Here is a 21,775-nt window from a genome sequence, read left to right on the forward strand (position 1 = left end):
CGCCGGTCAGGCGTCCGAAACCGCCCGGTCGACGCGTTTCTCGGGGGACGTAGGCTGACAGGCATGGCTGCCGACCCCGTCACCACCACCGCCCCCGCTCCTGGCGCCGAATATGCCGAGACGGCCAGCGCCGCATACCGCGACATCCTGCAGATCATCGAATCGGTCGAGCCGCGCATCGCCGCAGCGACGCGCAAAGAGCTTGCCGATCAAAGGGATTCGCTCAAGCTGATCGCCAGCGAGAACTATGCCTCGCCCGCCGTGCTGCTGACCATGGGCACCTGGCTCTCGGACAAGTACGCCGAGGGCACCATCGGGCACCGCTTCTACGCCGGCTGCCAGAACGTCGACACCGTCGAGACGGTCGCCGCCGAGCACGCCGAGCAGTTGTTCGGATCGCCACACGCCTACGTCCAGCCACACTCCGGCATCGACGCCAACCTCGTCGCGTACTGGGCGATCCTGGCCACCAGGGTGGAAACGCCCGGCCTGGCCGAAGCCGGCGTCAAGAACGTCAACGACCTCTCCGAGGCTGACTGGGAGAAGCTGCGCGTAAAGCTCGGAAATCAGCGGCTGATGGGCATGTCCCTGGATGCCGGCGGGCACCTCACCCACGGCTTCCGGCCCAACATCAGCGGCAAGATGTTCCACCAGCGCAGCTACGGCACCGACCCGCAGACCGGCCTGCTGGACTACGACTCCCTGGCCAAGGCCGCCCGCGAGTTCAAGCCCCTGATCCTGGTCGGCGGTTACTCGGCATACCCGCGGCGGGTCGACTTCGCCAAGCTGCGCGAGATCGCCGACGAGGTCGGCGCGACGCTGATGGTGGACATGGCGCACTTTGCGGGCTTGGTCGCAGGCAAGGTGTTCACCGGCGACGAGGATCCGGTGCCGCACGCCCACGTGACGACGACCACCACACACAAGTCGCTGCGAGGCCCGCGCGGCGGCCTCGTACTCGCCACGCCGGAGTACGCCGACGCCGTCGACAAGGGTTGCCCGATGGTCCTCGGCGGACCGCTGTCGCACATCATGGCCGCCAAGGCCGTCGCGCTCGCCGAGGCTCGTCAGCCGTCGTTCCAGAGCTACGCACAACGGGTCGCCGACAACGCCAAGGCGCTCGCCGAAAGCCTCCTCAAGCGCGGTGCGACGCTGGTCACCGGTGGCACCGACAACCACCTCGTGCTGCTCGACGTGCAGTCCTTCGGGGTGACGGGACGACAGGCCGAGTCTGCGCTGCTGGACTCCGGTGTCGTCACCAACCGCAACTCGATACCGCACGACCCGAACGGCGCCTGGTACACCAGCGGTATCCGGCTCGGCACACCGGCGCTGACCACGCGTGGTTTCGGGGCCGCCGAGTTCGACCGGGTGGCCGAGCTGATCGTCGACGTGCTGACCAACACCGAGCCGAGTTCGACGGGCCCGACTGGGGTCTCCAAGGCCAAGTACAAACTGGCCGACGGCACCGCCGAACGCGTGCACGCGGCGGCCGCAGAGCTGCTGGCCGCCAACCCGCTGTACCCGGGCCTGACGCTGTAGTCCGACACACGCTCACCCGATTTCGGGGAAGGTGTGAATGTGGGTTACGGTTACTTTTATGGCACAGAAACCTGTAGCTAATGCGCTGATCCTCGAGTTGGAGCCGGTCGTCGAACAAAATCTGAACCGGCATCTCGACAGCGAGGACATCTGGTTCGCGCACGACTACGTGCCCTTCGAGCAGGGCGAGAACTTCGCGTTCCTGGGCGGACGCGACTGGGAGCCGTCGCAGGTCACGCTGCCCAAGCACGTCACCGATGCGCTCGAAATCCTGCTCATCCAGAAGGACAACCTCGCCGGCTACCACCGCGAGTTCGTCTTCAGCTTCCTGCTGGAGGACAAGTGGGGTCGCTGGCTCGGCCGGTGGACCGCCGAGGAGCATCTGCACGCGATCGCGTTGCGCAACTACCTCGTGGTGACCCGCGAGATCGATCCGGCCGCCAACGAGGACGTCCGCGTCGAGCACGTGATGAAGGGCTACCGTGCGGACACCTACAGCCAGGTCGAGCGCCTGGTGTTCATGGCGTTCTACGAGCGCGCCTATGCGGTCTACTGCCGCAACCTCGAAGCGCAGATCGCCGAGCCCGTGCTCGAGAGCCTGATGGGCCGGATCGCCAAGGACGAGGAGCGCCACGAGGAGTTCTTCGGAAACCTTGTCGCGCATCTCCTGGGATCCAGGCGCGAGGAGACCATCGAGGCGATCGCGCGCCTCGCCGCCGACCTCGAGGTTATCGGCGCCGACATCGACGCCTACCAGGACAAGGTGAAGGTCGTCGCGGACGCGGGCATTTTCGACGAAGCCACGCTGCGCCAGGTGATCTCCGACCGGATCACCGCGTGGGGTCTGGTCGACGAACCGCAATTGCGTCGGTTGGTCAACGCCTAAGTTGCTGGCCGGTTAATCCGGCGCGCCTGCGCGTCACGCTTGCCGTCTCGGGAGTAGCGTCGTTTGCGATGGCTAGCGACATGCTCTGCTGTCCGGGCGGTACCGATCGACTCGACTCGAAAGGGCCGGCCCCGGCCCTGGTTCCGCAGTGTCCGCCGAGAGGTTCGTGCGGGGCCGCGCGGGCTCCGGTCGACGACGATGCGGCCCTGTGCCGTTGAGGAGTCGGCCGATTGCTCAAGGAGCGCTACGTGACCGATTCCTCCATCCGGACCTACGTTCTCGACACATCGGTGCTGCTGTCCGACCCCTGGGCCTGTACGCGATTCGCCGAGCACGAAGTGGTCGTCCCGCTGGTAGTCATCAGCGAGCTGGAGGCTAAACGCCATCATCATGAGCTAGGTTGGTTCGCCCGGCAGGCGCTGCGCCTGTTCGACGACCTCAGGCTAGAGCACGGTCGGCTCGATCAACCGATTCCCGTCGGTACGCAGGGCGGGACGCTGCACGTCGAGCTGAACCACAGTGACCCGTCCGTCCTGCCCGCGGGCTTCCGGACCGACAGCAACGACTCGCGGATCCTGACCTGCGCGGCGAATCTGGCCGCCGAGGGCAAGCTGGTCACGCTGGTGAGCAAGGACATTCCGCTGCGCGTCAAAGCCGGTGCGGTCGGCCTGTCCGCCGACGAATACCACGCTCAGGACGTCGTCACGTCGGGCTGGACGGGAATGGACGAGATCGACGTGTCGTCAGAGGTGATCGACCAACTCTTCGCAGACGGTGAGATCGATCTGGAGGATGCACGAGATCTGCCGTGCCACACCGGAATCCGGTTGCTCGGTGCGAACTCGCACGCGCTCGGCCGGGTCAACCCCGACAAGCGGGTGCAGCTGGTGCGCGGCGATCGTGAAACGTTCGGATTGCGCGGCCGCTCCGCCGAACAGCGGGTCGCGCTGGATCTGCTGCTCGACGAGTCCGTCGGCATCGTCTCCCTCGGCGGCAAGGCGGGCACCGGCAAGTCTGCGCTGGCACTGTGTGCGGGTCTGGAAGCGGTGCTCGAACGGCGCACCCAGCGCAAGGTCGTCGTCTTCCGCCCGTTGTATGCGGTCGGTGGCCAGGATCTCGGTTACCTGCCCGGTAGCGAGAGCGAGAAGATGGGCCCGTGGGCGCAGGCCGTGTTCGATACCCTCGAGGGACTGGCGAGCCCCGCGGTGCTCGAAGAGGTGCTCGCCCGCGGCATGCTCGAGGTGCTGCCGCTGACGCACATTCGCGGACGCTCACTGCATGACTCGTTCGTGATCGTCGACGAGGCGCAATCGCTGGAGCGCAACGTGCTGTTGACGGTGTTGTCCCGGCTCGGTGCGGGCTCGCGGGTGGTGCTCACCCACGACGTCGCGCAGCGCGACAACCTGCGTGTGGGCAGGCATGACGGTGTCGCGGCGGTGATCGAGAAACTCAAGGGCCACCCGCTTTTTGCCCACATCACGCTGCTGCGCAGCGAGCGCTCGCCGATCGCCGCGCTGGTGACCGACATGCTCGAGGAAATCAGCCCCGACGCACTGCCCTGATCGGGCGATTTCGGCGCGCTCATCGATGCTCAGCGCACGGGACCGCGCCGAAATCACTCAGCCACCGCCGGTAAGCTGCGGCCGTGCAGAAGCGACGCGATAACCGGGCCTGGCAGTACGGCCTGATGGTCGTCGGCGTGGTCGCCGCCGTCGCCGTGGTCGTGTTCGCGTTGCTCACCGGCCACGCCAAGCGTGAAACCCCCGATGACGTCGACTGCGCTGCGGTGAAATGCGTGGCATTGACGTTCGACGACGGGCCGGGGCCCTACACCGACCGACTGCTGCAGATCCTCGAGGACGACAACGCGAAGGCGACGTTCTTCCTGATCGGCAACAAGGTCGCCGCGAATCCCGATGGTGCCAAGCGCATCGCCGAGGCCGGCATGGAGATCGGCAACCATACCTGGGAACACCCCAACATGACCGCGATCCCGGCGCAGGACGTCCCAGCTCAGTTCAGCAGGGCCGGCGACGCCATCGAGGCGGCGACCGGCCAGCGACCGAAACTGGTGCGCACCGCAGGCGGACTGGTCAACGACCAGGTGCTCGCGGAGGCCAGGAAGCAGGGCTTGGCCGACATCAACTGGGACGTCATCCCCTTCGACTGGATCAACGACGCCAACATCGCGGCGACCCGCTACATGCTGATGACTCAGATCAAGCCGGGATCGGTGGTGTTGTTCCACGACACCTACTCCAGCACAGTCGATTTGGTGTACCAGTTCATTCCCGTGCTGAAGGCCAACGGCTACCACCTGGTGACGGTCAGTCAGATGCTCGGTACGCGTGAACCCGGCAGTAGCTACGGGGCCCGCGACAACGGCCCGCCCGCCAACGACCTGCACGACATCGCGGTCGAAGAGATCCCGTCGCTGCCCAACACGCCGTCGCCGGCGCCGATGCCGAACTTCCCGATCACCGACATCCCCGGCGCCAACTCCGGCGGACCGAACAACGGCACCTAAGCGTCGCCGGGTTTCACCTTCGCCATCGCCAGCACGTCGAGCCGTTTGTCCAGCTCGTCCTCGGACAGCTTGTCGCCGATGAGCCCGCGATCGATGACCGTCTGGCGGATCGTCTTCTTTTCCTTGAGCGCCTGCTTGGCCACCGCCGCCGCTTCCTCGTATCCGATCGCGGAGTTCAGCGGGGTCACGATCGACGGCGAGGACTCGGCGAGCTCGCGCAGCCGCTCCTCGTTGGCCACCAGGCCGTCGACGCAGCGGTCGGCGAACAGCCTCGAGACGTTCGTCAGGATCTTGAACGACTCCAGCACATTGCGGGCCATCATCGGGATGTACACGTTGAGCTCGAATGCGCCGCTGCCGCCGCCCCATACGATCGCGGCGTCGTTGCCGATCACCTGCGCGGCCACTTGGGTGACGGCCTCGGGGAGCACGGGATTGACCTTGCCGGGCATGATCGAGCTGCCCGGCTGCAGGTCCGGCAGCTGGATCTCGCCGAGACCGGTCAGCGGGCCCGACCCCATCCACCGGATGTCGTTGGCGATCTTGGTCAGCGATACAGCGATGGTGCGCAGTGCGCCGGACGCTTCGACCAGTCCGTCACGCGCCGCCTGAGCCTCGAAATGGTTTGTCGCGACGCGCAACTCGGCCAGACCGGTTTGCTCCTTCAGTACGGCGACCACTCGCTCGTCGAAGTCGTCGGGCGCGTTGAGGCCGGTGCCGACGGCGGTACCGCCGATGGCCAACTCGCCCAGGCGCGGCAGCGTGGCCTTGACGCGTTCGATGCCCGCCTCGACCTGGCGCGCGTAGCCGCTGAACTCCTGGCCCAACGTCACCGGCACCGCATCCATCAAATGCGTGCGACCCGACTTCACCACGTCGCGCCACTGCCGGGCCTTACCCGCCAGCGACTCATGCAGCACCTCGAGCGCCGGAATCAGATGCCGCACAGCGGCTTCCGTCGCCGCGATGTGCGTCGCCGTCGGGAACGTGTCGTTGGACGACTGCGACATGTTCACGTCGTCGTTGGGGTGCACCGAAACGCCGTCCTGCGCAGCGATGCCTGCGATCACCTCGTTGGTGTTCATGTTCGAGCTTGTGCCAGAGCCGGTTTGGAACACGTCGATCGGGAACTGGTCGTCGTGGCGACCGTCGGCGATCTCCGCGGCGGCGGCGATGATCGCATCCGCCCTGTCCGGTGCGAGCAGCCCGAGATCCTTGTTGACCTGTGCGCAGGCGCCTTTGAGTAGACCGAGCGCGCGGATCTGCGTGCGCTCCAGGCCCCGTCCCGAAATCGGGAAGTTCTCCACCGCTCGTTGCGTCTGCGCGCGCCACAGCGCGTTGATCGGCACCCGGACCTCGCCCATGGTGTCGTGTTCGATGCGGTACTCAGTGTCGACGGCGCTGTCGGCGCTCATGTGTGCCCTTCTTGGTGTGGTGATTTACGGCAGTGGCTGGAAAGCGTTGCTGTCGCCGGTGAAATCGATAGCGGAGTACTCGTTGAGCTTCGACAGCCGGTGGTACGCCTCGATCATCCGCACCGTGCCCGACTTGCTGCGCATGACGATCGACTGGGTGGTGCAGCCGCCGCCGTAATACTGGACACCCTTGAGCAGGTCGCCGTCGGTGACGCCGGTCGCGCAGAAGAAGACGTTCTCGCCGGAGACCAGGTCCTCGGTGGAAAGAATCTGCGCGAGGTCATATCCGGCGTCGATGGCCTTCTCTCGCTCTTCGTCGTCCTTCGGGGCCAGCTGACCCTGGATGGCGCCGCCCATGCACCGAATCGCGGCCGCGGTGATGATGCCTTCCGGTGTGCCGCCGATACCGGCGAGCAGGTCCGTGCCCGAGTTCGGCCGGCAGGCGGAGATCGCACCCGCAACGTCGCCGTCGGTGATGAGCCGAATCCTGGCGCCGGCCTCTCGGACTTCAGCCATCAACTGCTCGTGCCGCGGCCGGTCGAGGATGCACACGGTCATGTCCGACACCGACAGATGCTTGGCTTTGGCGACCTGGCGGATGTTCTCTCCGATGGGCGCGGTGATGTCGATGGCGTCAACGGCCTCGGGTCCGACCGCGATCTTGTTCATGTAGAAGACCGCCGACGGATCGAACATCGCGCCGCGTTCCGCGACGGCCAGCACGGAGATGGCATTGGGCAGGCCCTTGCTCATCAGCGTGGTGCCGTCGATCGGGTCGACAGCGAAATCGCAATCCGGCCCGTCGCCGTTGCCGACCTCCTCGCCGTTGTAGAGCATCGGCGCATTGTCCTTCTCGCCCTCGCCGATCACCACGACGCCGCGCATCGACACCGTGTTGACCAGCTCGCGCATCGCGTCGACGGCGGCGCCGTCACCACCCTCTTTATCGCCGCGGCCGACCCAGCGGCCTGCTGCCATCGCGCCCGCCTCGGTGACCCGAACGAGCTCGAGGGCGAGGTTGCGGTCGGGGGCTTCTCCCCGGGCTGGACTCATGCCTCGGCTCCCGCTCGTTTCGATCCTCGCTTCGCTGCGATCCCCGCTCGCGCTCGCCTTCGGGTGCTCATGGCAGCGATTCTTCCATTCATCGGTCCGCCTGTGGGAGCTGGGATACTGGCTCTTGTGACCCCAGAGCCGGAACCCGCTCCCAGACCCGCGAAGCCTCGGTTGCTGCAGGACGGCCGCGACATGTTCTGGTCTCTCGCGCCGCTGGTCGCGGCATGCATCGTGCTCGCGGCCGTGCTGGGGATGTGCTCTTTCGCGCCGGGCGGCCCAGGTCCGAGACCGGCGCCCGACTACGACGCACCGGCGGCATTGCAGGCCGACGCCGACGCGCTCCGCATGCCCATCCGGGTGCCTGTGCTGCCCGAGGGCTGGCATTCCAACTCCGGTAGTCGCACAGGCATCGATGCGGGCCGCACCGATCCGTCCGGGCAGCCTGCCCGCGCGGTGTCTTCGACCGTCGGCTATCTGACGCCGACCGGGATGTACATGTCCTTGACCCAGAGCAACGCCGACGAGGAGAAGCTGGTCGGCTCTATCGACCCCGACATGGTGCCGACCGGAACGCAGAACGTCGACGGCGTGCGATGGGTGTCATACGAAGGCGGCGGCACCGCCGAACCGCTGTGGACGGCGCGGTTGAACGGCCCGACCGGAGTGGCGCAGATCGCGATCAAGGGTGCCGGTGGTACCGATGAGTACCGTACGCTGGCGGCGGCGGTCCAAAAGCAGCCGCCACTGCCCGCGAAATAGGAGCCGCCATGACCGCGCAGGACCCCAACGTCGCCGGCCTGGCGGCTCCGGAAGCCGATCTGACCGGATGGACGGCCGCGCCGTTCACCGCCGCCGGCTACACGCACGACGTGTACCGCAAGGGCGACGGGCCCGGCGTGGTGCTGATCCCGGAAATGCCAGGCCTGACTCCGAACGTGCTGGCGTTGGGCAATCACTTGGTGGACAACGGTTTTACTGTCGCATCTCCATCGCTGTACGGCACGCCGGGTGCTGCGGCACTTCGGCCCGGTGCCGTGCCGGTGATGCTGCGCGGTTGCGTGGCAAAGGAATTCGCGGCGTTCGCGACGAACGCGGACCGGCCGGTGGCGCACTATCTGCGGGCGCTGGCCCGCGATCTCAACGAGAAGACGCCGGGTAAAGGCGTCGGGGTGATCGGCGAGTGCTGGAGCGGCGGGTTCGCGCTGGCGGCTGCCGTGGACGACAGCGTGATCGCGCCGGTGCTGAGCCAGCCGTCGTTGCCGATCGGGTTGACGGCGAAGCATCGTCGCGATCCCGGGCTCTCCGAGGAGGAACTGAAAGTCGTCGAGCGGCGTGCCGCCGATGAGGGGCTGTGTGCGCTGGGTCTGCGTTTCAGTGAGGACCGGCTGTCGCCCAGCGAGCGGTTCAAGACTCTGAAGGCCCGGCTTGGCGACGCGTTCGAAGTCATCGAGATCAGCTCGAAGAAGGGCAACGGGCACGACTTCGGCAAGATGGCTCACTCGGTGCTCACGCTCGAGGTGCGCGAGCAGCACGGCCATCCCGCCTACGAGGCGCGCAAACGCGTCGTCGAATTCCTCACGGAGCGTCTGGTTTAGCGGCGTCTTTCGCGTCCGGCTGGGATTTCGCATCGTCGGGATCGGGGGCCTCGGGTTCTGCTCGTCTGGCCCTGCGCGTCAAGCGCCGCAATGAGCGCTTCTTCCGCTTGGACTTCTCGGTGTCGTCGTCATCGTGCTGTTCGAGTGGAACGCCCTTGTACACCGCCAGATAGACGCTGATCGTTGTGACGATCACGATCATCAGGACAGGTCCGATGACGATGCCGAACGCGCCGAACATTCCGATGCCGGCGAACACCGACAGCAGCATCAGCGCAGAGTCGAGGCGGGCCTCCCGCGGTACCAGGATCGGCCGGAGGAAGTTGTCGATGTTGGTCACCACGATGAGGTGGAACAGGATCACGAAGATACCGCCGAACACATTGCCGAACAGCATCATTCCGATGCCGAAGGGAATCGTGATGACACCGCTGCCGAGCGGGATGACCGACAGCGCGCTCAGAATTATGGCGAAGATGAAGAACCCGTCGTGGAAGCCGCCGATGTAGATCGAGATAGCGCCCGCGACACCCTGGCAGACGGCGATGATGAATTGTCCTCTGACGGTGCCGTTCACCATCGCGCCCATCTTGGCGAGGTAGAGGTCGGTGACCTCCTCGCCGAGCGGGTTGAGCTGGCGGATCAACCGCTGCACGGCATCTTTGTTGGTCAGCAGCGAGATGAAGACGTAGAGGAACAGGATCGCCGCGGTGATCCCCCCGATGAGGCCTCCGGCGGCGCCCTGAAGCGTGTGCAGCAGCCACTGCCCACCGTTTTGGCCGACGGCCGTGATCGCCTTGCGGATCATCTCCGGAGTCACCGTGATGTCGGCGAACGGCACCCGCGAGAGCAGTTCGTTGACGAGTTTCAACGTCTTGTCGCCGAGCGTGGACATGTCGGTGCGCTCGACCCACTCGGCGACGCTCTTGACCATCTCGCTGATCTGGACGACGGCGATCAGCCCGATCAGGCCGACCGGCACGATCACGCTCGCAAAGGCAGCCAGCAGGGTGACCGTCGCCGACAGTCCCGTCCCCAACCGCTTGTTGAGCCGGTCGTACAGCGGGCTGAAGAGATAGGCGACCACTGCGGCGACCACGATGAGGATGAAGTACGTGCGCAGGAAGTAGGCACCGAACAGGATTGCGATGACCGTCGCGACCGCCAACGCACGCCGCTGTGTCAGCGTGAACTCGGTCTCCATCGCGGGCACCCGCATACCGTAACCATGGGCGCGGTCCGGCCGTCCGGTTTGCTCAGTGAGAGCCCGACTTGGCTGCCGTCTGGTGGGCTCGCTGGCCGGCGATGAAGCGAATCGACGCGCGCTGCATCAGCCCCGGCGCCAGCCGCGCGAACAACCACTGGGCGTGGGCGCTGCGCGGTTTCACCAGCAGCGCCTTGTTGCGTTCGACGGCCTTCAGCACGTCCCGTGCGAGGCGGTCGGCGGGGTAGGCGGACTTCGCTCCCTGGCCTTGGAGGAAGTAGTTACGGCCGTCGAACCCGCCGATGGCGCCCTTGTCGAGAAGGGGTGTTTCGATGGCCGATGGACACACGGCCAGCACGCCGATCCCGTGCGCGGCCGCCTCTGATCGCAGCGCGAGCGACAGCCCGACGATGGCGTGTTTCGTCATCACATAGCTGGTGATTTGACCCGCCGCGGTCAGCCCTGCCATCGAAGCCGTGTTCACGACGTGGCCCCGGCCCTGCCGGACCATCTGCGGGTACGCCGCGGCGACGCCGTGCACGACGCCGCGGATGTTCACGTCGATGATCGCGTTCCACTGGTCGAGGGTGAGCAGTTCGGAGTCGCCGCCCCACACGATGCCTGCGTTGTTGAACATCAGATCCAGCCGGCCGGTGCGGTTCACCACGTCGTTCACCGTTGCCTGCACCGCCGCCGCGTCCGTGACGTCGAGGCGATCGGGACGCGCGCGAGCACCAAGCGACGAAGCGGTGCGCTCGGCGGCGTCGCCATCGACGTCCGTGCACACCACGTCGGCGCCCGCGGCGACAAGCGCCCGGCACAACGCCGCGCCGATGCCGGACCCGGCGCCGGTGACGATCGCTTGCTTACCGGTGAGAGCAATGCTTGCCGGTTCTTCGGCCGAGCGCCTCATCACTGCGTCTCTGCGAGTTTCATGACGTGGCCCAGCACGTCGGGGTAGCGCTTGAGGTGCGCTCCGCCGTTGAGGTCGAGCACCTCGCCGGTGAGCCACGCGGACTTCGGCGAGCACAGGAAGACGACCGCGTCGGCGATCTCCTCCGGCTTGCCTGCGCGGCCAAGGGCGGTGTTGTCGATGTAGTCCTCGACGAGACCCGGTACCAGGTAGGAGCCTTCGGTCAGCGGGGTGTCGACGAAGCCGGGGGAGATCGCGTTGACACGGATGCCCCGCGGTCCCATCTCCAGTGCGGCGACCTGGGTCAGCATCGACACGCCCGCCTTGGCCGAGCAGTACGCGCTCATCCCGACGGCGGCTTGGCGTCCGTTGAGTGAGCTGATCGTCACCAGCGAGCCGCCCTCGCGCAACTTCTGGCCGGCGTACTTGGCCACGATGAACCCGCCGTTGAGGCAGACGTCGACGACCGAGCGGAACTCGTCGACGGCCAGCTCGGTGATCAGCCCGAGGCTGCCGAAGCCCGCGCAGTTCACCACGACGTCGAGCGGGCCGATCTGCTCGAAGAGTCGTTGCACAGAGGCCTCGTCGGTGACGTCGACTTCCGCTGCGGTGTGCGGCTCGCCGAGTTCACTCGCCCGGGTTCGAGCGCCGTCGCCGTTGCGGTCGGCGAGGGTCACGCGGCAGCCGTCGGCGGCCAGGGCGCGTGCGGTAGCCCAGCCGATGCCGGACGCCGCGCCGACGACGACGGCGATCCGCTCACTACTGTCGCTCATCCAGTTTGCCTTTCGACGGCGGTGGAACGCGTTCCAACTTAGCGCTTTGACACACTCGATCCGTGACCGATCTGAAGATGTCCGAGTCGATTTCCGTCGCGGCGACACCCGACGAGTTGTACGCGTTGGTGTCCGACGTGACCAGGATGGGCGAGTGGAGTCCGGTGTGCCGGGCGTGCTGGTGGGACGAGGGCGGCGGGCCCACGGTGGGCTCCTGGTTCACCGGCCGCAACGAGTCCGCGGAGCGGACGTGGGAGACCCGTAGCCAGGTGGTGGCCGCCGAACCCGGTCGCAGGTTCGCCTGGCAGGTCAACCACGGCTGGGTGCATTGGGCGTACACGTTCGAGCCGGACGGTGACGGCACACGGCTGACCGAGAAGTGGGAGTTCCTGCCTGCCGGCATCGCCGGTTTCCGCGAGCGCTATGGCGAGGACGCCGACCGGGAGATCGAAAAGCGCCGCGACGCGGCCAGAAGCGGCATTCCCGAGACGCTCGCCGCGATCAAGAAGGCGGCCGAAGGCTGAGGGCTAAACGCGGGAGGGCGCGGTCACCCGGAACACCTCGACATCCTCGCCGAGACCCTTGAGCTGCTGCGCGCCCAAGCTGTCGAAGCGCAGCCCGGATCCGGCCGAGAGGTCGCGGACGGTTCGGCTGGCGAGCACCTGATCAGTACCAGCCATCGCTCCGATCCGGGCGCCGACATGGACGGCCACCCCGCTCCACTCCTCGCCGCGCCGCTCGCATTCGCCGGTGTGCACGCCGACCCTGATACGAATTCCTCTGGCGGCCAAAGCAGGAACCATGTCGAGGCCGCAGCGGGCCGCCTTGGTAGGACCGTCGAAGAGCGCGAACATGCCGTCGCCCGTGTGCTTGACGCGGCGGCCGCCGTACTTCTCCAGCAGCCAGTCCACGAGCTTGTCGTGCGCGTCGAGTTGATGACGCCACTGCGTGTCGCCCTGTGCGACGAGCTGTTCGGTGGAGCTGACTATGTCCGTGAACAACACCGTCGACAGAATGCGCTCTCCAGGGTCCTCGGCGGGCCTACCGCGCGCGAAGTTCACAATGACCGCCGCGAGTTGGTCGTCCAACAACGAATGCGGACCCGGCGACAGTTGTTGAAACCGGGCGTTCGGCATGGCCGCCGCCAATGCCCTCGCTCCATCAATGGGAGCGACCACGTCGCCAGGTCTGGCCATGACAAGGGTCGGGGTGTGAACTGAGCCCACCACACCGCCCACATCGCACGCGATCAGCGCTTGTAGCAGCATGAGGGTCATCGTCGGGCTGGCACCCGACCGCTGCGCCCGTCCGTAGAACTCTCTGAAGCCCGGTATGTCCGCGATCGGCCCGAAGAACATGTCCACGAGAGCGCCTTCGCCCCAACTGGATTCGATCTCCTCGGCCATCGCTTGGCTCTGCTCGGCGGTCCAACCCCACGGGTGATCCGGCAACTCGGGGCTGAACCGCATCATCGTGCCGTAGAGCGCCAGCGACTGGACGCGCTCCGGATACGTCGCAGCGAACAGAATGCTCAGAGGGCCCCCTTCGGACATACCGAAAAAGGCGGCGGTTTCGACTCCGACGGCATCAATCACCGCATGCAGATCATCCATCCGCTCGTCGAGGGCCGGTACATCGGTGACCGGATCCGACAGCCCGGTCCCGCGCTTGTCCCACAGGACCAGCCGGACGCCGCGGGTCAGTGCCTCGATGAACGCCACAAACGGCATTGCGGGGTCGACCCACTCGTCGACGTGGCTGAACCACCCGGGGTTCCACACCACGGTCGTGTCGCCCTCGCCGAGCACGCGATAGGCCAGCCGGACCGAGCCGTTGCGCGCGTAGTGGACTCCGCCGTCCTTCACCCTCACATACTCACAGCAGCGAGCCGGTTTATCCGCGCATTACACAACGAAAGCCGATGTGGCTCATGCCGGTGTCGACCATTTGGGGCCTGCGAGCGGCGGGCCGATACCGCAGGCAGTAGGTGTCGGCGCACAGGAACGAGCCGCCCTTGATCACCCGGCGCGGCACGCGGAACTGCGGCTGTCGCGCGTCGTAGCTGCCCGCCTCGCAGCACGGGTCGCCTTCGCGGGAGTCGGTGTACCAGTCGGTGGTCCACTCCCAGACGTTGCCGGCCATGTCGAACAGGCCGTACCCGTTGGCGGGAAAGCTGGCGACAGGGGCGGTGCGGCCGTATCCCGGAGCGGGGCGCCACGGGAAGTCCCCGTGCCAGTAGTTGGCCAGCCGCTGGCCGGCCTGCTCGGGCTCATCGCCCCAGGTGTACACCGCCGCGTCGAGGCCGCCGCGCGCGGCGATCTCCCACTCCGCCTCGGTCGGCAGCGCGAGACCCGCCCACTGGGCATAGGCTTCGGCGTCCTCGTAGGCGACGTGCACCACCGGATGGTCCATGCGCTTGTCGATCGATGAATGCGGTCCGACGGGGTGCCGCCATGACGCGCCGGGTGTCCACGTCCACCAATGGCTGATATGCCGCAGGTCGACGGGACCCGAGGTGCGGTGGAAGACCATCGACCCAGCCTGCAGGTTCTCGGCTGGTGCGTCGGGGTAGTCGGCGGGATCGAGCGGTCGTTCGGCAACGGTGACATAGCCTGTGGCATCGATGAATTCGGCATATTCGGCGTTGGTTACCTGGCGCGCCTGAATCCAGAACTCGTCGACGCTGACCGTTCGCGCAGGCCCTTCCTCGGCATCGTGGTGGTCGGATCCGACCACTGCAGTCTGCGCCGGAATCCGCGCCATATCCTCACCGAGATCGACGATTTGGCGACTTTTACTCGCACTTTCTCGCCCATACGTTGGTTTGGGCGGATCCTTGTCAGTCACTGAAGACGGTCGCCCAGTCGTTCTTCATGCTGATCACTGTCCAGCCGAACTGCTTGGCGTGCTCGAGCGCGCGCTCTGCGCCTGCGGTGTAATCGAACTCCCGCTCCCCGTCGTCGTGCAGCACCACCAGACGCAGTGACGCTGCTCCGGGCCTACCCGAATACATCAACATCTCGTCGTCGCCGTTGGAGTTGCCCGCGGCAAGAATCGGACGGCGGCCGACGCGGTTCCAAATGCGCACCGGCTTCTCCGGCCCGTCGTCGAAGACGTCGAGCGCGGGTTGGATCAACAGGTCACCGTGGCCTTCTGCGCCGTCGAACTTCAGCCCCTGCGAGCTGCCGACGACCCGTTCGGGCGGGACCCCGTAGATGGCGCTGGTGATCGGACGCATGAAATCGCGGCCGCCGCCGGACACGATGTAGCAGGTGAAGCCATTCTGCTCGAGATAGCGCAGCAGTTCCACCATCGGCGCATACGTACAGTCCTGGTACGGACGCCCCAGCGTCGGGTGCTTGGCCTGCGAGTAGAACGTGGCGACCAGGGCGGCGTGATCCTCGACAGTCATCGACTCATGCAGGGACATCACCGCGCCTGCAAGTACTTTCAGGTCAGCGTCGTCACCCTGGTAGTGCTTGGTGATGGCGCCGCCGAACCAGTTCAGGTCGCCGGTGCCGGCGGCCAGATACGGCTGCTGCCCGGCCAGCGACGGATCGGCGCCGGCCTTCTCACTGAGCCTGCGGACGATGAAGTCGAGTTGGATGTACATCGGCTTCTCGCACCACAGCGTGCCGTCGTTGTCGAAGACTGCGACACGGGCGTCGGGGGCGACGAAATCCGGGGCGCCCTCGGCGGTGATACGGTGCACGAAGTCGACGATCGCCGACTTCGTGGCTCCGTCGTTCCACGAAGTGAGTTCGCCCACGCTCAGCCGCCCCGGGATGCCAGGAACTTGTTGAGTTCTTCGACCGCATGGTTGATGGTGAAGGTCGCGGGCTCCTGCCGTGGCGGGAATTCCTTGAACGTTTCGAGGAATTGCGTCGCGATGGCCGACCCATAGAGCACCAGGTAGATGCGGTCGATCAGCCAGTCCCAGTATGTGTTCGACGTGATATCCGCACGCTCGAACGGGTCGGTTCGCAGGTTGAACAACTTCGGGGCACGCAACGGGGTGAATGGTTCGAACCAGATCTGCAGGGTGCCTCGGCAGCGCTGCTCTTGGAACACCACCTTCCAGTTCTCGGCGCGGATGCCCAGCACATCACAGTCGTCGGAGAAGTAGATCATCCCTCGCCGTGGGCTCTTCTCCACCTCACCCGTCAGGTACGGCAACAGGTTGAATCCGTCGATATGGACCTTGTAGCTCATATCGCCGGCCTTGTGTCCCTTCTTGAGCTTTTCGACGATGTCGGGTTCGCCGGCGGCGGCCAGGAACGTCGGCAACCAATCATGATGCTGGACAATCTCGTTGGAAACACCGCGTGGCTTGATCTTCCCGGTCCACCGAATCATCTCCGGAATCCGGAAGGCGCCTTCCCAGTTGGTGGCCTTCTCACTGCGGAACGGTGTGGTCGCCCCGTCCGGCCAACTGTTGGCATGCGGCCCGTTATCCGTCGAATAGACGACGACGGTGTCCTCGGCGATTCCCAGTTCGTCTACCAGATCGAGCAACTGGCCGACATTGCGGTCGTGATCGATCATCGTGTCGTGGTAGGGCGATTGCCAGCGGCCGGCCTGGCCGAGGCTCTCCGGCTTGGTGTGTGTCCGGAAGTGCATGTGCGTCATGTTCATCCAGACGAAGAACGGTGTGCCGTCCTGATGCTGGCGGCGGATGAAATCGATGCACGCGCCGGTGGTTTCGTCGTCGATGGTCTCCATCCGCTTCTTGGTCAGCGGTCCGGTGTCCTCGATGCGTTGTTTGCCGACCGGGCCGTACCGCTCGTCCACCTCGCCGGAATCCTTATCGGTGGCCCAGGAATGGATGACACCACGCGGCAACAACGCCTTGCGCAGTATCGGCGCCTCTTCCTCGGTGGGGTAGTCGGGGTTCTCCGGCTCTTCCTCAGCGTTGAGGTGGTACAGGTTGCCGAAGAACTCGTCGAAGCCGTGCGCCGTCGGCAGGTACTTGTTCAGGTCACCGAGGTGGTTCTTGCCGAACTGGCCGGTCGCATAGCCGAGAGGTTTGAGCAACTCGGCGATCGTCGGGTCTTCTTTCTGCAACCCGATGTCCATGCCGGGCATCCCGACCTTGCTCATGCCGGTTCGGTACACGCTCTGGCCGGTGATGAACGATGAACGACCGGCGGTGCAGCTCTGCTCGCCGTAGGAGTCGGTGAAAAGCAGTCCTTCCTCGGCGATCCGGTCGATGTTGGGCGTGAAGTAGCCCATCATTCCGCGGCTGTAACAGCTCAGATTCGAGATACCGATGTCGTCGCCCCAGATGACGAGAATGTTCGGCTTCGTTTCGGGCATGGCTAATCCTTCGCTAGGAACTTATGGAGCTTTTCGACGGCCTGGTCGCCAAGAACGGTGCCGGCATTCTTGTCGTGGTCGATCATCGTGTCGTGGTAGCCGGACTGCCACAGCCCCGCGTGCCCGAGGCTTTCGGGCTTGGTGTGAGTGAACGCGTGCAAATGGGTGAAGTTGCACCAAACGAAGAACGGGTTGCCCTCGGCGTGCTGACGCTTGATGTAGTCCACGGTCGCGTCGGCGATGTCGTCGTCGATGGTGTCCATCCGCTTGGTGTCCAGCGGGCCCGGTGTCCTCGATGACCTGCTTGCCGACCGGGCCGTACTTCGGGTCGTCCGGCTCGGTCGAGTCCTCGTCGGTGGCCCGGCACTTCAGCACGCCGCGCGGTAACGCGAAGTCGTGGAGCTTCGGGAACTGGTCGGCGTGCGGGTAGTCGAATTGCTCGGGCTCTTCCTCGGCGTTGAGGTGGTAAAGGTTGCCGAAGAACTCGTCGAACCCGTGCACCGTCGGCAGATGTTTGTTCTTGTCGCCGAAGTGGTTCTTGCCGAACTGCCCGGTCGCATAGCCAAGCGGCTTGAGCAGCTCGGCGATGGTGGGATCGTCGGCCGACCATCCGATGTCAGCGCCGGGCACGCCGACCTTGCTCATGCCGGTGCGGTAGACGCTTTGCCCACTGATGAACGCCGCGCGGCCGGCTGTGCAGCTTTGCTCACCATAGGAGTCGGTGAATCGCATACCTTCGTTGGCAATGCGGTCGATGTTCGGGGTGGGGTAGCTCATCAAGCCGTCGCTATAACAACTCAGATTGCTGATCCCGATGTCGTCGCCCCAGATGACCAGGATGTTCGGCCTGCCTTCAGGCATGCGACGCCCCTTTGCCTACGCCCCGACCGAATCCGATGTGCGACTTGACCTTATTCGGGTTCCGGTCAGCATTGGGCCGCTTCAGCAGGCTCCCAGGAAAATTTTCGGAGACGTCGAAATTCGGGCGTGGGTTATGGTCAGTGAGTCGTAGGTTCGTCGCGTGTCCGACATCTCGGCTGCCGTCTGCGATTGCTCGACTACCTGACTGGAGCAGCGCCCGATGGTGCAGATCGCTTCCGAGAATGCGAGTGCGCTCCGGTTGGCGTTGTGCAGCCGTTCGACATTGCCGGGCGCGATCGATGGCGCTTGGTGGCCGCAGACTTCCGATCTACGCACCGAGCTGCCTGACCTCGTCGCCGTTCTGGGGATGTCAATCGGTCCGGTTCGTCGGGTGGTCTACGACCCGAGCGTGTGGCCGAATGCGCCGTCGCGAATCATTCGCGGCACCGTACTGACCAGAGTCGATCCGTACACGATGGTTGCCAGTGACACGATCTACCTGATGGGCACGCATGCCCGGTCTGCGGTGCTCTTCGTCGTGCCGCCCGCAATCCCCGTCGCTGCTGTCCGTTGCGTTCTGCGTGCCGTCACCGACGCGACCGGGTCAGTCAGTGTGGCCGTGCTGCGACACCTGGTCGACCGGTTCGCCGCGGAGACCGCCCCGTCGACCACGTTCTAGGGCCGGATTGCAGCAAACGCGCCATTTCCCGGTGCGCAGCCGAGCAGCGGAGCACTCTATAGGCGGGAAGGTGGCGTATATGTACGACAAGTCTCTGGACGACGTTTGGCGCCTCGACATCGAGTTCAACGAGGACGAGACGCATACGCATGCGACGATCCGCGCTCATCTCGGTGACGGTGAGGTCTTGACCGCGATCGGTGATGCGTTCCGCAACCCCAGGGACGTCAGTCAGCCGATGATCGGCGAGGAGATCGCGGCCGCCAGGGCGCTGATCTCGCTGGGCACGGATCTGCTCCACCGCGCCGGCGCAAGGATCGAAGCGGTGACGCGCCATCCGGTCCACTTGGTGGGTTGACGCTTTCCGGATCGTCAGCCCGTCGGAGGGCCCGCCGGTACCACCTTGACCGGCGCTTCCCGCGCCTCGGCCTTCATCTGCTCGAAGAGTCCGAGGTAATAGGGCAGGCAGTCGCGCATCGCCTCGTCAGTGGTGTACAGCGGCCGATAGCCGAGATCGCGCTTCGCCTTGGCGATCGAGAAGTAGTTGTCGAGGTACAGGCGCTCGACAGCGAGCGGCTCGAACGGTGGCTTGGGCAGCCCCACGCGGAAGTGCAGCCACTGCCAGATCATCATGACCCAGCGCACGAACGCGCCCGAGATGCGGAGCCTAGGCCAGCGTTGTCCGCACGCCTCGACGACGGGGCGGGAGAACTCGAACATGTTGATCGGCTCACCGTCGTTGATGAAGTACGCCTGCCCAGGAGCCGTCCCGCCGGGCACCAGGTGCTCTGCGGCCAGGATGAAACCGTGTATCAGGTTGTGCACGTAGGAGTTGTCCAGCTTGGCGTGCTTGCCGCCGACCAGCACCTTGACGTGGCCGGCGAGCACGCTCTCGAACAACCTGCGGAACATGGTCTGGTCGCCACGGCCCCAGATACCGCTGGGCCGGATCGAGCAGGTCGACATTCCACGAACACCGTTCTGCGACAATACAAGTCGCTCGGCGACCACCTTGGTCTCGGTGTAGAGGTCGTTGAATCGTTCGGTGTAGGGCAGCGTTTCGTCTCCGCCGGAGATCCGCTTACCGCCCATCACCACGCTGTTGGAGGCGGTGTAGACGAACCGCTTCACCCCGGCCTCCTGACCTGCCATCACCAGGGTCTCGGTGCCGCCGACGTTGACCGCGAAGCTGCGCTGGCGGTACTCGTCGGTGACCGACGAGCCGCCCCTCAGGTCGATGATCGCTGCGGTATGGAACACGGTGTCGATGCCGTCGACGGCCGCTGCAACGGTGTCCTTGACGCAGATGTCGCCCTGGACGACCTGAAGCCGAGGGTGAGCCGGCAGCGGAGAGGGCGCGCGGTCGAACGAGCGCACCTGATGGCCGCGCTCGAGCAGCTCTGCCACCAGGTTCGCCCCTACGAAGCCGGAGCCGCCGGTGACCAGGACACGGCCAAGATCAGTCGTAAGCGTTGCATCACCCATGCGGGCGAGCCTAACTGAAACGTGTTCCAGTTTCGAGCACCTTTGGCGAATTTGTTTGATTTATCAACTTTTGTCGTCATCGCCGGCGGCCAACGCGTCCTCGATGCGCCTGCGGGCGCCCGCGAGGTGTTCATCGCATCGTTTGGCCAGCTCTTCGCCTCTTTCCCAGAGCTTGAGGGAGGCATCAAGATCGACTCCGCCCTGCTCCAGCCTGCGGACGACTTCGACCAGCTCGTCACGGGCTTCTTCGTAACCCAATTCACTAATAGGCTTCATTGACTTCCCTCGCTGACGGCCATTACCGCCCCGTCGGACACCCGCACCCGCAGCTGCGTTCCCGCAGGCGCATCGCCCACGGTATGCAGGACAGCCGACTCGCCCGCGGCCGTCACTGCCTGTACCACCGCATAGCCGCGGGCCAGGGTCGCGGCGGGCCCGAGTGTCGTCAGCCGGGCCGCCAGGTGGCCGACCCGCTCCGATTCGGCGGTGACCAGGCGCCTGACGTCACGACGGGCGGCGGTTCTGCAGCGGTCGACCTCGTCGGCACGTGAGCTCAGCGCGGCCAGCGGCTGCGCCAGCACCGGTCTGCTGCGCAGCTGGCCGATGACATGCTCCTCGCGGTGCACCCAGTTGCGCAGCGCCCGCGCGCTGCGCTCGCGCAGCTCGAGCAGCAGCGCCAGCTCGGCGGCGGTGTCGGGAACGATGCGCTTGGCGGCATCGGTCGGGGTGGCGGCCCGCAGATCGGCGACCAGATCGCACAGCGGGTTGTCCGGCTCGTGCCCGATGGCGCTGACGACCGGCGTGGTGCATGCCGAGATCGCCCGACACAGCGTCTCATCGGAGAATGGCAACAGATCCTCGACGCTGCCGCCGCCGCGTGCGATGACGATGACGTCGACGGCGGAATCGGCATCGAGTTCGCGCAACGCCTCCACGATCTGCGGGACGGTGCTGGTGCCCTGCACTGCGGTGTTGCGAACGGCGAAACTTACTGCGGGCCAGCGATCCGTGGCCACCGCGATGACGTCACGTTCAGCGTGACTCGCCCGCCCGGTGATCAATCCGATAGTGCTGGGCAGAAAGGGAATTGGCCGCTTCAGCCGGGGATCGAACAGGCCTTCTGCGGCCAGCAGTTTGCGCAGCCGGTCGATCCGGGCGAGTAGCTCTCCGACGCCGACCGCACGAATCTGGTTGACCCGCAACGAGAACGAGCCGCGGCCGACGAAGAAGTTAGGCCGCCCGAGCATGATCACCCGGGTTCCTTCGGACAGCTTGACAGGCGCATTCATCACGAGGTCGCGCGGGCAGGTCACCGACAGCGACATGTCGGCGGCCGGGTCACGCAGCGTGATGAACGCCGTACTCGTGTTGGGCCGCATCGACAGTTGAGCGACCTCGCCTTCGATCCAGACGGTTCCGAGCTTCTCGATCCAATCCTTGACCATCATCGCGACGGTGCGGACGGGGAAGGGATTGTCCGCGGATTGGCCCCGCTCGTCTGCGGTCATTCTGCCGAGCCCGCTCGG

General features: G+C 65.7%; 21 protein-coding genes and 1 pseudogene. 9 read left to right on the forward strand and 13 right to left on the reverse strand.

Features of this window, described 5'->3' with window-relative positions:
- The first annotated feature begins 63 nt into the window (after positions 1-63).
- From QOC76_RS10015 to QOC76_RS10030, 4 genes are all read left to right on the forward strand, one after another.
- Positions 64-1,542 carry a glycine hydroxymethyltransferase gene (locus QOC76_RS10015; protein ID WP_526356677.1) on the forward strand — a complete coding sequence of 493 codons (1,479 nt, stop codon included), beginning with the start codon at positions 64-66 and terminating at the stop codon, positions 1,540-1,542.
- A 58-nt stretch (positions 1,543-1,600) separates the two neighbouring features.
- Complete coding sequence (locus QOC76_RS10020) at positions 1,601-2,428, forward strand: acyl-ACP desaturase (protein WP_526356678.1); 828 nt, start codon at positions 1,601-1,603, stop codon at positions 2,426-2,428.
- 248 nt (positions 2,429-2,676) lie between these two features.
- Positions 2,677-3,990, forward strand: coding sequence for an RNA 5'-3' helicase PhoH2 (gene phoH2 / locus QOC76_RS10025; RefSeq protein ID WP_526356679.1), 1,314 nt, complete (start codon positions 2,677-2,679; stop codon positions 3,988-3,990).
- Positions 3,991-4,073: 83 nt separating this feature from the next.
- Positions 4,074-4,955 carry a polysaccharide deacetylase family protein gene (locus QOC76_RS10030; RefSeq protein ID WP_526356680.1) on the forward strand — a complete coding sequence of 294 codons (882 nt, stop codon included), beginning with the start codon at positions 4,074-4,076 and terminating at the stop codon, positions 4,953-4,955.
- On the opposite strand, the gene QOC76_RS10035 is transcribed toward QOC76_RS10030, so the two are convergent.
- Together QOC76_RS10035 and glpX are read right to left on the reverse strand one after the other, a co-directional pair.
- Positions 4,952-6,370, reverse strand: coding sequence for a class II fumarate hydratase (locus tag QOC76_RS10035; RefSeq protein WP_526356681.1), 1,419 nt, complete (start codon positions 6,368-6,370; stop codon positions 4,952-4,954). The two genes, QOC76_RS10030 and QOC76_RS10035, sit on opposite strands and share 4 nt — an antisense overlap.
- 24 nt (positions 6,371-6,394) lie before the next feature.
- The gene (glpX, locus tag QOC76_RS10040) at positions 6,395-7,423 is read right to left on the reverse strand and encodes a class II fructose-bisphosphatase (RefSeq protein WP_526356682.1); all 1,029 of its coding nucleotides are present in this window, start codon (positions 7,421-7,423) and stop codon (positions 6,395-6,397) included.
- Between the two features lie 126 nt (positions 7,424-7,549).
- On the opposite strand from glpX, the gene QOC76_RS10045 reads away from it, so the two are divergent.
- Entirely contained in the window at positions 7,550-8,182 is a 633-nt protein-coding gene (locus QOC76_RS10045) for a DUF4245 family protein (RefSeq protein WP_526356683.1), read from the forward strand.
- Positions 8,183-8,190: 8 nt separating this feature from the next.
- Positions 8,191-9,018: a dienelactone hydrolase family protein gene (locus QOC76_RS10050; protein WP_526356684.1), complete on the forward strand. Its 828-nt coding sequence runs from the start codon at positions 8,191-8,193 to the stop codon at positions 9,016-9,018.
- Here the strand turns inward: QOC76_RS10050 and QOC76_RS10055 are convergent.
- The 3 genes from QOC76_RS10055 to QOC76_RS10065 are packed head-to-tail and all read right to left on the reverse strand — an operon-like array spanning position 8,999 to position 11,908.
- Positions 8,999-10,222: an AI-2E family transporter gene (locus QOC76_RS10055; RefSeq protein WP_526356703.1), complete on the reverse strand. Its 1,224-nt coding sequence runs from the start codon at positions 10,220-10,222 to the stop codon at positions 8,999-9,001. The genes QOC76_RS10050 and QOC76_RS10055 overlap by 20 nt on opposite strands.
- A 52-nt stretch (positions 10,223-10,274) precedes the next feature.
- A complete protein-coding gene (locus QOC76_RS10060; protein WP_526356685.1) occupies positions 10,275-11,135 on the reverse strand; it encodes an SDR family oxidoreductase in 861 nt (286 codons plus the stop codon).
- Positions 11,135-11,908 carry an SDR family NAD(P)-dependent oxidoreductase gene (locus QOC76_RS10065; protein WP_526356686.1) on the reverse strand — a complete coding sequence of 258 codons (774 nt, stop codon included), beginning with the start codon at positions 11,906-11,908 and terminating at the stop codon, positions 11,135-11,137. Before QOC76_RS10065 ends, QOC76_RS10060 begins: the two co-directional genes overlap by 1 nt.
- A gap of 77 nt (positions 11,909-11,985) precedes the next feature.
- On the opposite strand from QOC76_RS10065, the gene QOC76_RS10070 reads away from it, so the two are divergent.
- On the forward strand, positions 11,986-12,432 hold the full coding sequence (locus QOC76_RS10070) for an SRPBCC family protein (protein ID WP_526356704.1): 447 nt from the start codon (positions 11,986-11,988) through the stop codon (positions 12,430-12,432).
- A 3-nt stretch (positions 12,433-12,435) separates the two neighbouring features.
- On the opposite strand, the gene QOC76_RS10075 is transcribed toward QOC76_RS10070, so the two are convergent.
- The 5 genes and pseudogenes from QOC76_RS10075 to QOC76_RS10095 all read right to left on the reverse strand — a co-directional run.
- The gene (locus QOC76_RS10075) at positions 12,436-13,779 is read right to left on the reverse strand and encodes an adenylate/guanylate cyclase domain-containing protein (protein ID WP_526356687.1); all 1,344 of its coding nucleotides are present in this window, start codon (positions 13,777-13,779) and stop codon (positions 12,436-12,438) included.
- Between the two features lie 22 nt (positions 13,780-13,801).
- Positions 13,802-14,671, reverse strand: coding sequence for a formylglycine-generating enzyme family protein (locus QOC76_RS10080; RefSeq protein ID WP_526356688.1), 870 nt, complete (start codon positions 14,669-14,671; stop codon positions 13,802-13,804).
- Positions 14,672-14,747: 76 nt separating this feature from the next.
- Positions 14,748-15,683, reverse strand: a complete 936-nt coding sequence (locus QOC76_RS10085; RefSeq protein ID WP_526356705.1) for an HAD family hydrolase — start codon at positions 15,681-15,683, stop codon at positions 14,748-14,750.
- Positions 15,680-17,224, reverse strand: coding sequence for an arylsulfatase (locus QOC76_RS10090; protein ID WP_526356689.1), 1,545 nt, complete (start codon positions 17,222-17,224; stop codon positions 15,680-15,682). Before QOC76_RS10090 ends, QOC76_RS10085 begins: the two co-directional genes overlap by 4 nt.
- 50 nt (positions 17,225-17,274) lie before the next feature.
- Positions 17,275-18,085 (reverse strand): annotated as a pseudogene (locus tag QOC76_RS10095) (sulfatase-like hydrolase/transferase); the annotation flags it as partial.
- Between the two features lie 220 nt (positions 18,086-18,305).
- Between QOC76_RS10095 and QOC76_RS10100 the strand changes: the two are divergent.
- Together QOC76_RS10100 and QOC76_RS10105 are read left to right on the forward strand one after the other, a co-directional pair.
- Positions 18,306-18,764: a DUF5994 family protein gene (locus tag QOC76_RS10100; protein WP_526356690.1), complete on the forward strand. Its 459-nt coding sequence runs from the start codon at positions 18,306-18,308 to the stop codon at positions 18,762-18,764.
- A gap of 79 nt (positions 18,765-18,843) precedes the next feature.
- Entirely contained in the window at positions 18,844-19,122 is a 279-nt protein-coding gene (locus QOC76_RS10105) for a dsRBD fold-containing protein (RefSeq protein WP_526356691.1), read from the forward strand.
- A 14-nt stretch (positions 19,123-19,136) separates the two neighbouring features.
- Here the strand turns inward: QOC76_RS10105 and QOC76_RS10110 are convergent, their stop codons facing one another.
- The 3 genes from QOC76_RS10110 to xseA all read right to left on the reverse strand — a co-directional run bounded on the left by QOC76_RS10110 (position 19,137) and on the right by xseA (position 21,757).
- Positions 19,137-20,249 (reverse strand): 3-beta-hydroxysteroid dehydrogenase, encoded by a 1,113-nt coding sequence (locus QOC76_RS10110; protein WP_526356692.1) that lies wholly within the window; start codon positions 20,247-20,249, stop codon positions 19,137-19,139.
- A 63-nt stretch (positions 20,250-20,312) separates the two neighbouring features.
- A complete protein-coding gene (locus QOC76_RS10115; RefSeq protein WP_526356693.1) occupies positions 20,313-20,525 on the reverse strand; it encodes an exodeoxyribonuclease VII small subunit in 213 nt (70 codons plus the stop codon).
- Positions 20,522-21,757, reverse strand: a complete 1,236-nt coding sequence (gene xseA, locus QOC76_RS10120) for an exodeoxyribonuclease VII large subunit (RefSeq protein ID WP_526356694.1) — start codon at positions 21,755-21,757, stop codon at positions 20,522-20,524. The genes QOC76_RS10115 and xseA overlap by 4 nt, the downstream gene beginning before the upstream one ends.
- Positions 21,758-21,775: the final 18 nt, after the last annotated feature.

The sequence above is a fragment of the Mycobacterium sp. genome (assembly GCF_032159565.1).
Lineage (GTDB): Bacteria > Actinomycetota > Actinomycetes > Mycobacteriales > Mycobacteriaceae > Mycobacterium.

Excerpts from the sequence above, each read along its gene's own strand:
- QOC76_RS10020 (WP_526356678.1), top strand. The coding sequence starts at position 1,601 with ATGGCACAGAAACCTGTAGCTAATGCGCTGATCCTCGAGTTGGAGCCG.
- glpX (WP_526356682.1), bottom strand. The coding sequence starts at position 7,423 with ATGAGTCCAGCCCGGGGAGAAGCCCCCGACCGCAACCTCGCCCTCGAG.
- QOC76_RS10115 (WP_526356693.1), bottom strand. The coding sequence starts at position 20,525 with ATGAAGCCTATTAGTGAATTGGGTTACGAAGAAGCCCGTGACGAGCTG.
- QOC76_RS10015 (WP_526356677.1), top strand. The coding sequence starts at position 64 with ATGGCTGCCGACCCCGTCACCACCACCGCCCCCGCTCCTGGCGCCGAA.
- QOC76_RS10090 (WP_526356689.1), bottom strand. The coding sequence starts at position 17,224 with ATGCCCGAAACGAAGCCGAACATTCTCGTCATCTGGGGCGACGACATC.
- QOC76_RS10105 (WP_526356691.1), top strand. The coding sequence starts at position 18,844 with ATGTACGACAAGTCTCTGGACGACGTTTGGCGCCTCGACATCGAGTTC.
- QOC76_RS10055 (WP_526356703.1), bottom strand. The coding sequence starts at position 10,222 with ATGGAGACCGAGTTCACGCTGACACAGCGGCGTGCGTTGGCGGTCGCG.
- QOC76_RS10100 (WP_526356690.1), top strand. The coding sequence starts at position 18,306 with ATGGTGCAGATCGCTTCCGAGAATGCGAGTGCGCTCCGGTTGGCGTTG.
- xseA (WP_526356694.1), bottom strand. The coding sequence starts at position 21,757 with ATGACCGCAGACGAGCGGGGCCAATCCGCGGACAATCCCTTCCCCGTC.
- QOC76_RS10035 (WP_526356681.1), bottom strand. The coding sequence starts at position 6,370 with ATGAGCGCCGACAGCGCCGTCGACACTGAGTACCGCATCGAACACGAC.
- QOC76_RS10060 (WP_526356685.1), bottom strand. The coding sequence starts at position 11,135 with ATGAGGCGCTCGGCCGAAGAACCGGCAAGCATTGCTCTCACCGGTAAG.
- QOC76_RS10080 (WP_526356688.1), bottom strand. The coding sequence starts at position 14,671 with ATGGCGCGGATTCCGGCGCAGACTGCAGTGGTCGGATCCGACCACCAC.
- QOC76_RS10110 (WP_526356692.1), bottom strand. The coding sequence starts at position 20,249 with ATGGGTGATGCAACGCTTACGACTGATCTTGGCCGTGTCCTGGTCACC.
- QOC76_RS10065 (WP_526356686.1), bottom strand. The coding sequence starts at position 11,908 with ATGAGCGACAGTAGTGAGCGGATCGCCGTCGTCGTCGGCGCGGCGTCC.
- QOC76_RS10070 (WP_526356704.1), top strand. The coding sequence starts at position 11,986 with ATGTCCGAGTCGATTTCCGTCGCGGCGACACCCGACGAGTTGTACGCG.
- QOC76_RS10050 (WP_526356684.1), top strand. The coding sequence starts at position 8,191 with ATGACCGCGCAGGACCCCAACGTCGCCGGCCTGGCGGCTCCGGAAGCC.